This is a genomic window from Vibrio sp. 5S239, assembly GCF_041439575.1.
GTDB classification, from domain to species: Bacteria; Pseudomonadota; Gammaproteobacteria; order Enterobacterales; family Vibrionaceae; genus Vibrio; species Vibrio kanaloae.
This window is the reverse complement of the sequence record NZ_JBGOOM010000058.1, coordinates 1-2,051: the sequence shown is the minus strand read 5'-3', so window position 1 is coordinate 2,051 and position 2,051 is coordinate 1. Positions and strand designations below refer to the sequence as shown.

Sequence of the window (2,051 nt, the reverse complement as noted above, 5' to 3'; positions counted from 1 at the left end):
TTGAAGCTGGATCTTGATGCATCGAATCAATTAGTCATAAAAGATATCGCGAATCGTTCAGTATTGGTGAGTGTGGTTACCTCTGATGGTTTAAACCAAGAGCTTTACAACAAGTGGCTGACTGGCGCAGAGAGAGCGTTAGAGCAGTTAACCGAAGCTGAGTTTAAGTTGAAAAGAGTCCGCACTGAATTCCATGATGCACTGCCTCATAACTACATTGACCCAGAGCTCCCTAAAGCGATGGAAGCAAGTTTGCAAGCGGTCACGCAAGATCTTGAAACCACGAAAGTGAAGAGTGCCAAGATTGCTCAGCGTATTAAGTTTATGAGCCAGTACTTCGAGTAAGGGGAGACAAGTATGTTAGGAGCAGACGGCTTAAACCTTGCTTTAATGGTTGCTGACTCAGGCATCATAGATACCGCGATGAATGATCTCATCGCTCGTTCTCAGGTCATGATGGCGGCTGAGAACAAAGGCGTGAAAACGTCGGTAAAAAACCACTTGGTTAAATGGCGCGGTAAAGTGAAAAAGCGCGTCACTAAAGTATGTGAGACCGACCGATTCCAAGAAGAAATCGCACTTTACCAAGAAGTGATCCACTGGGATGAGTCCCAGTTTTTTGATGAAATTGACAGTGTCATCAAAAAGTTGGAGTGGCACTCAGCGTTTTATCTTCAAGCTAGACGCCTAATGGAACACAATAAGGGCGTTTACAATGCGATGTTCCCGCACTATTTCTGCGATCAGTGGTATCAATCACTGTCTGACGCGATCAAGCAAGCGCAAGTTACCGAACTTGAAACCAGCAAAGAGAAAGTCTTAGCCGATCTATACCAGCGCATGGAAACCATGAAAAACATGGATAAAGTGACGGAGTCTGGTGATGAAGGCAGTGTGGGGCGCTTGTGGGATATGGCATCGGCTAAGTTGAGTAAAACTGACTTAACCGTAATGAAGCGCCATGCCGAGTTTTTAAATAAACATAAAGGTCTTCAAGAGATCGCCGAAAAGCTTGGCCGTATGGCTGGTGAGGAAGATGATCCTTCGTTGCACAAAGCCCCTGTAGAAGAACTGCAGATGGTGGAAGAGAAAAGCGATGAAGCGGTTGATGACATTGTAGGGATTCACGAGAGTGATGACCTCAATAAGATGCTGCCAAACGAAACCATGTTTTTAGCTTACCCTGAGCTTGAAGTTATCTTCTATAAGCACTTGGCTGACAAGCGTTTATTGAGCTACCGTTCGCAAGGGAAGTCTCGTACGTTACGCAAAGTGAAGGCGCAAAAGCCAGATAGCAAGAACGTCGATATTGAAAAAGGTCCATTCATCGTTTGTGTGGACGCGTCTGGCTCAATGAGTGGCTTCCCAGAGCAATCTGCCAAAGCAATGGCGTATGCCTTGATGCAAATCGCGCTCGCGGAAGAGAGAGACTGTTACGTGATTTTGTTCTCTTCAGAACACATTACTTATGAATTGACTCGACAAGATGGCTTGCGCGAAGCGAGTGACTTTTTAAGTTACTCATTCCACGGTGGTACGGATCTAGAGCCTGTTCTGATGAAGTCGATTGATTTGATGATGGGCGATAAATATAAGAATGCTGATTTGATTGTACTTTCTGACTTTATCGCGCCTAAGCAGTCTGATGAGATGATTGCTCAAGTCGAGAAACTTAAAACGCACAAAAACCGTTTCCATGCGGTGAGTCTTTCTAAATACGGCAACCCTCAACTCATGACGATGTTTGATCATTGTTGGGCGTATCACCCGAGCTTGGTTGGTCGTTTTATGAAGAAGTGGTAGTGCCAAGACACTTTAATTTGGCCCATTTTGCTGTGTGTTTTTTGATTAAAGAGATCGAACATGCAGCAATTTGATTTAAATGTCAGCAAGCGAAGTTTAAATTCACTTTTTTGTTTGACTATCGCCCTTCAATCCGTAAAGTAAGCACCCGAACGCAGCGGTGTAGCTAATCTAAACCCTGAAAGCGTTGAATTAAAGGCGCCTTGGCAGAGTGGCTATGCAGCGGATTGCAAATCCGTGGACCTCGG

At 44.8% G+C, this 2,051-nt stretch carries 2 protein-coding genes; both read left to right on the top strand.

Features of this window, described 5'->3' with window-relative positions; translation table 11 throughout:
- On the top strand, positions 1–345 hold a 345-nt coding region (locus ACED48_RS20385), incomplete at its 5' end, for an ATPase RavA domain-containing protein (RefSeq protein WP_371726463.1).
- A gap of 12 nt (positions 346–357) precedes the next feature.
- Positions 358–1,803 carry an ATPase RavA stimulator ViaA gene (gene viaA / locus ACED48_RS20380; RefSeq protein WP_017058213.1) on the top strand — a complete coding sequence of 482 codons (1,446 nt, stop codon included), beginning with the start codon at positions 358–360 and terminating at the stop codon, positions 1,801–1,803.
- Positions 1,804–2,051 lie beyond the last annotated feature (248 nt).

Excerpts from the sequence above, each read along its gene's own strand:
- viaA (WP_017058213.1), top strand. The coding sequence starts at position 358 with ATGTTAGGAGCAGACGGCTTAAACCTTGCTTTAATGGTTGCTGACTCA.